Annotated in this window: 6 protein-coding genes and 2 tRNA genes; 2 read left to right on the plus strand and 6 right to left on the minus strand. The window is 67.0% G+C overall.

The window, feature by feature from the left end:
- From LRP66_RS17975 to aroA, 6 genes are all read right to left on the minus strand, one after another.
- Positions 1-1209, minus strand: a 1209-nt coding sequence (locus tag LRP66_RS17975) for an ABC transporter substrate-binding protein (protein WP_230483972.1), incomplete at its 3' end; no start/stop codon positions are given.
- A gap of 20 nt (positions 1210-1229) precedes the next feature.
- Positions 1230-1313: transfer RNA gene (locus LRP66_RS17980), tRNA-Leu, on the minus strand.
- 104 nt (positions 1314-1417) lie between these two features.
- Positions 1418-1705: an integration host factor subunit beta gene (locus LRP66_RS17985; RefSeq protein ID WP_230483973.1), complete on the minus strand. Its 288-nt coding sequence runs from the start codon at positions 1703-1705 to the stop codon at positions 1418-1420.
- A gap of 156 nt (positions 1706-1861) precedes the next feature.
- Positions 1862-3571, minus strand: a complete 1710-nt coding sequence (gene rpsA, locus LRP66_RS17990) for a 30S ribosomal protein S1 (protein WP_230483974.1) — start codon at positions 3569-3571, stop codon at positions 1862-1864.
- A gap of 278 nt (positions 3572-3849) precedes the next feature.
- Entirely contained in the window at positions 3850-4482 is a 633-nt protein-coding gene (locus LRP66_RS17995; protein WP_230483975.1) for a (d)CMP kinase, read from the minus strand.
- A complete protein-coding gene (gene aroA, locus LRP66_RS18000; RefSeq protein ID WP_230483976.1) occupies positions 4479-5810 on the minus strand; it encodes a 3-phosphoshikimate 1-carboxyvinyltransferase in 1332 nt (443 codons plus the stop codon). The genes LRP66_RS17995 and aroA overlap by 4 nt, the downstream gene beginning before the upstream one ends.
- Before the next feature lie 95 nt (positions 5811-5905).
- On the opposite strand from aroA, the gene LRP66_RS18005 reads away from it, so the two are divergent.
- Positions 5906-6229, plus strand: coding sequence for a TIGR02300 family protein (locus tag LRP66_RS18005; protein WP_230483981.1), 324 nt, complete (start codon positions 5906-5908; stop codon positions 6227-6229).
- Positions 6230-6314: 85 nt separating this feature from the next.
- Positions 6315-6390: transfer RNA gene (locus LRP66_RS18010), tRNA-Ala, on the plus strand.
- Positions 6391-6396 lie beyond the last annotated feature (6 nt).

Below are 6396 nucleotides of genomic sequence, written 5' to 3' on the forward strand. Positions count from 1 at the left end.
GGCCTGCGCCGCCTCGCCGCACGGCGCGCAGGCCATGGCGAGATACCAGCGCGCGCTGTCGAACGGCGCGACCGCATCGACCAGGCGCAGGTCGGCGGCGGCGCCGCTCGCCACACGCACCGGGGTGATCCCGATCCTGAGCAGCGTCGCGCCGATCTGTCCGTAAAGCAGGTTCGCGCCGGGGCCATCGGGCAGGGCGATGCGCAAGCGGACCGGCTGCCCCCAGGCGGCGACCCGCGCCCGCGCGGCCGCCCGCCGCTCGTCGAGCGTGAGTAGCGCCCAGCCGGGGATCTGCGGCGGTGCGTCCGAGTCGAGCGCGTCGGGGAGTAACCGGTCGGTCGCTTCCCAATTGGACGCCACCGCCGCCAGGACCGCCGACCGGTCGAACGCCGACGACAGCGCCTGGCGGTTGGCGACGTCGCCCAGAAAGCCGTCTCGGCTCGCGATCGACAGACCGAACAGACCGGCGGCGGGGTCGATCCGGACGGCAGCGGGATTGATCTGTTGTCCGTCGAGCAGCGGCCAGTCGGTAAAGCGCCCACCCAGCATCAGGTCCGACTCGCCCCTGGCGAAGCGCAGGATCGCCCGTGCCGGGCTCTCCGCGACCAGGCGGACATCGTCCTCGGGCGCTGGCGTGGCGTCGTCATCGGGCTCGACGCGGCGGGGATCGGCGATGGGGCGGAGCAGGGGCGGGGGCCCTGCGCGGATGATCCGGAAGGGGCCGGTGCCATGCCGCGTCCGGTCGATGATCGCCATTTCGGGCTGCGCGAACAGCTTGAGCAGATCGGGGCGCGGACGTGACAGCCGTACCTCGATGACCTGCGGGGTCATGACGACGATCTCGTCGATCGCGGTCAGGAACGGCGCCAGCGGATTGCCCGAGCGGGGAGAGGCGAGCCGACGCAGGATCGGCACCACCTGTTCGGCGGTGACCGGACTTCCGTCGTTCCAGCGCGCCTCGCGCAGGCGGAAGATGAAGCTGCCGCCGTCGTCGATGACGATCCAGCGTTCGGCGAGGCCGGGTTCGATCTGGCCATTGGCGTCGAACCGCACCAGCCCCTGAGCCAGCGAGTCGCGCATCAGCCGGTGCGCCATATCGCCATCGCCGGGGATCGATCGCGTCCCACCGGGGATGGAGCGCTGCCCTTGCACCGCGCTGACCGTCACGGCGCCGGTATCGGCATGGCGGTCGCAGGCGCTGGCCGACAAAAGTGCCGCGCCCAAGGCGATGGTGCGGACGGCGGGACTCGAACCCGCACTCCATAGGAAGCCGATTTTAAGTCGGCAGCGTCTACCGGTTTCGCCACGTCCGCACACGAGCACACGAAGAGACGAGGTCGTCGGAAAGGTCAAGCGAAGACCGATGTTCCGACGCCGGAAGTATTGCCGCGGCGCCGTCCAGCTGACGGAGAAGGGATCAGCCTTCTTCGACGTTCAGGCGCGCGCGCATTTCCTTGCCGGGTTTGAAATAGGGGACGCGCTTGGCGGTCACCTCGACGGTTTCGCCGGTGCGGGGATTGCGTCCGGTTCGCGCGCCACGCGACCGGGTAGAGAACGCGCCGAAGCCGCGCAGTTCTACACGACCATCGTCCGCCAGCCGCTTGGTGATCTCGTCGAAGAAGATAGTCACGATCAACTCGACTTCACGCGGGTTCAGGGCCGGATTGTGTTGGCCGATTTTTTGCACCAGTTCCGAACGGATCATCGTCTAGTCCCAAGCTACAGACAAGACGTACCTAACCTGTGTTTCTCGCTGCTGAAAGTGTTTTTATTATACGATTAAGCAACGCAACAGGCTAATAAGGCATAAAATGCACAAAACCGGGACACGTTGTTGAAAAACGTGTCCCGGTCCAGTGGTTTACTTCTGGCCGCGCGCCTTCAGCGCTTCGCCCAGAATGTCGCCCAGCGACGCGCCCGAGTCGGACGAGCCATACTGCGCAACAGCCTGCTTCTCTTCGGCGATCTGCATCGCCTTGACCGAGAAGGTCGGCTTCTTCGAACGATCGAAGCCGGTGACCATCGCGTCGAACTTCTGGCCAACCTGGAAGCGCTCGGGGCGCTGCTCGTCACGGTCGCGACCCAGATCGGTGCGCTTGATGAAGCCGGTCGCACCATCGTCGCCCGCCTGGACTTCGAGGCCCGCGTCGCGGACTTCGAGGACGGTCACGGTGACGACCTGGTTCTTGTTCAGGCGATCGCCAGCCGCAGCCACGCCGCCAGCGACCGGGCCGCCGCGCTCGAGCTGCTTCATGCCGAGCGAGATACGCTCCTTCTCGGGGTCGATGTCCAGAACCACGGCCTGAACGACTTCGCCCTTGCGGTGCAGGTTGAGGGCATCCTCACCCGACACGCCCCAGGCGATGTCCGACATGTGGACCATGCCGTCGACGTCGTTGTCCAGGCCGATGAACAGGCCGAACTCGGTCGCATTCTTGACTTCGCCCTCGACGGTGGAGCCGATCGGATGGGCAGCGGCGAACGCCTCCCACGGATTGGCCTGGGCCTGCTTGAGGCCCAGCGAGATGCGGCGCTTTTCCTGATCGACTTCGAGGACGACCACATCGACTTCCTGCGAGGTCGACACGATCTTGCCCGGATGGACGTTCTTCTTGGTCCAGGACATTTCCGAGACGTGGACCAGGCCTTCGATGCCCGGCTCCAGCTCGACGAACGCACCGTACTCGGTGATGTTCGTGACGCGGCCCGACAGCTTCGCACCGACCGGATACTTGGCGCCGGCGCCATCCCACGGATCGCTCTCGAGCTGCTTCATGCCCAACGAGATGCGCTGCGTGTCCTTGTTGATGCGGATGATCTGCACCTTCACGGTGTCGCCGATCGCGATCATCTCCGACGGATGATTGACGCGCTTGTACGACAGGTCGGTGACGTGCAGCAGGCCGTCGATGCCGCCGAGGTCGACGAACGCACCGTAATCGGTGATGTTCTTGACGACGCCGTCGATGATCTGACCCTCGGCCAGGCTCTGGATCAGGCCCGAACGCTGCTCGGCGCGGGTCTCTTCCAGGACCGCGCGACGCGACACGACGATGTTGCCGCGCTTCCGGTCCATCTTCAGGATCTGGAACGGCTGCGGGATGTCCATCAGCGGCGTGACGTCGCGGACGGGGCGGATATCGACCTGGCTACCGGGCAGGAACGCCACGGCGCCGTTCAGGTCGACGGTGAAGCCACCCTTCACGCGGCCGAAGATCACGCCTTCGACGCGGGCCGACTTCGAGAATTCGAGTTCCAGCTTGTCCCAGGCGGCCTCGCGGCGCGCGCGGTCGCGGCTGAGCATCGCTTCGCCGTGCATGTTCTCGACGCGGTCGACATAGACCTCGACTTCGTCACCGACCTTCAGGTCGGCCTTCTGGCCGGGGGCAGCGAATTCGCGGAGGGGCACACGGCCTTCCGACTTCAGGCCGACGTCGATGACGGCCATGTCGTTTTCGATCGCGGTGACGGTGCCATGCACGACGCGACCCTCGAAGCTGTCGGCACCGCCGAACATGTCATCGAGCATCGCCGCGAAATCGTCGCGCGTGGGCTGGGGGTTGGTTGCCATAAAAGGGTTAGGTTCCTGAGAGTTTTTCACGTCCGGTCGGGCAGGCACGCCGCCCACCTTCGATGATGGCCGCGCCGACCCCATGTCGACGCCACCAGACCCGAAGATGTGCTGAAACACGGAAAAGCGGCGGTCCGCCACGAATGCGGAACGGACGCTGAAGGCATGGCCTTGCGTCAGCCTCTCCGCGGAACAGGGTCTGCGAGCGGCGCGCCTATAGCCGAAAACGGGGTTTCGCGCAAGGCGGGGGCGTCTTCGCCATATTGGGGAGGATCGCGTTAGCGCACCTTGCTTGCCACCTGTGCGTCGACATATCGGATCGCGCGGGCCACCGCGGCGTCGATCGTCAGGTTCGACGTATCGAGCGCCGCCGCATCCGCCGCCTGGGTGAGCGGAGCGGTGGCCCGGCCGCTGTCGCGGGCGTCGCGGGCGCGGATATCGGCCAGCACCTGCTCGAACGTGGCGGTCGATCCGTTTCTGACCAGTTCGTTATGCCGCCGCCGCGCGCGGATCTGCGGGGTCGCCTTGACGAACAGCTTGGCATCGGCGTCGGGTGCGATCACCGTGCCGATGTCTCGCCCGTCGAGGATCGCGCCCCCAGGCTGGCTGGCGAAGCGCTTCTGCCGCTGGAGCAGCGCCGCACGGACCAGCGGATGCGCCGACACGACCGAGGCGAGCTTGCCCGTCTCGTCGTCGCGCAGCGCCGGATCGGCGAGCAGACCGTCGTCGAAACCGCAGGCCGCCACCGCATCGGCTTCACGCGCGGGGTCGAGATGCATGTCGCGTACCGTCGCCGCGACCGCACGGTAGAGCAGCCCGGTGTCGAGATGCGGCAAGCCATAATGTGCGGCGAGCGCGCGGGCGATCGTGCCCTTGCCGCTCGCCGCGGGGCCGTCAACGGCGATGATCATGCATTCGCTCCCAGCGTGTCCAGCGTGTCGAAGAAGACGGGATAGCTCGTGGCGACCGGCGCGGCATCGTCCAGCGTGATCGGCACTCGGGCGTGGAGCGCGGCGATGGTCATGCTCATCGCAATACGGTGGTCGAGCAGGGTCGCGACCGTCGCGCCGCCCGGAATGGGCCCGCCACCGGTGCCGGTCACGGCCATGCCGTCCTCATATTCCCGGCAGACGACGCCGCAGGCGCCAAGCGCTTCGGCCATGGCGGTGATTCGATCGGACTCCTTGACGCGCAGCTCCTCGGCTCCGCGCGCGACCGTCGTTCCGCTGGCATAGGCCGCCGCGACGAACAGTACGGGATACTCGTCGATCATGCTCGGCGTCAGTTCGGGCGGCACCTCGATCGCGGTCAGCGATGCATGACGGACGCGCAGGTCGGCGACCGGCTCGCCGCCGACGATCCGCGCGTTCAGCTCGGTGATGTCGGCGCCCATCAGCTTCAACGCGGCAATGATGCCGGTGCGGGTCGGATTCATGCCGACATTGGTGACCGTCACGTCCGCGCCCGGCACGATCGACGCGGCGACGAGCCAGAAGGCGGCCGAGGAGGGGTCGCCCGGCACGACGATATTCTGTGGCGTCAACTCGGCTTGCCCGCGAATCGTGATGATCCGGCCGTCGGGCGATGGCGTCACGCTGAGGTCGGCGCCGAAGCCCGCCAGCATCCGCTCGCTATGGTCGCGGGTGGCGATGGGCTCGATCACGGTCGTCTCGCCGGGGGTGTTGAGGCCCGCGAGCAGGATCGCCGACTTCACCTGTGCCGACGCGACGGGCAGGGTGTAGCGGATCGGCACCGCCGGGCTGATCCCCCGGACCATGAGCGGCAGGCGACCGCCCGGCGTGTCCTGAAATTCCGCCCCCACGTGCGACAGCGGCTCGATGACGCGGCCCATCGGGCGCTTCGACAGCGAGGCGTCGCCGATGAAGGTCGCGGTGATCGGATGGCTGGCGACCAGACCCATCAGCAGCCGCGTCGAGGTGCCCGAATTGCCCATGTCGAGCGCGGTTTCGGGCTGGAGCAGCCCGCCGACGCCGACGCCGTGGATCACCCACACCCCGTCATCCTGTCGGACGATGTCCGCGCCCATCGCGCGCATCGCGGCGGCGGTGGCGAGGACATCCTCGCCCTCCAGCAGCCCCTCGACGCGGCTTTCACCGACCGCGAGCGCGGAGAGCATCAGCGAGCGATGGCTGATCGATTTGTCGCCAGGAACGGCGATGGTGCCGCGAAGGGCGGCGGCGGCTCGCACGGTGCGAGGCTGGGGAAGGGTGTGCGCCATAGATGGCGCGGGCTTTTGACAGGGGGCTTGCGCTGTGGCAAGGCGCGCCCACTTTTCGCTCCGGCGGAAAACCCAATCCGAAAGGTATGAACGGCATGATCAAGCCGGAATGGGGCACGAAGCGTACGTGCCCGAAATGCGCGACGCGCTTCTACGACCTCGAAAAGGACGACCCCGTTACCTGCATCAATTGCGGGACGCAGTGGGAGCCCGAGCCCATCCTGAAGTCGAAGCAGCCTCTGCCGTTCGAGCAGAACAAGCCCGAGAGCAAGGAAGCCGACAGCGATCTGGCGGGCGGCGACGACGAGGATCTGGACATCACCGGTGAGGACGAAGAGCCCTCGCCCGACGATGAAGTCGATCTGGGCGGCGACGACGATCTGGGCGTCGAAACGTCCAGCGAGGACGACGAACACTAAGTTGCCAGCGGGCTCGGCGAGTGCTTGAAAAAAGTGCTTGCCGAGCCCCGGCGGCCCCGCTAGTGGGCTGCCTCCACAGCGGAACGGGGCCGTAGCTCAGCTGGGAGAGCGCTGCAATGGCATTGCAGAGGTCAGGGGTTCGATCCCCCTCGGCTCCACCATTCCCC

It is taken from the genome of Sphingomonas sp. Leaf21, from assembly GCF_916858675.1.
Classification (GTDB): Bacteria; Pseudomonadota; Alphaproteobacteria; order Sphingomonadales; family Sphingomonadaceae; genus Sphingomonas.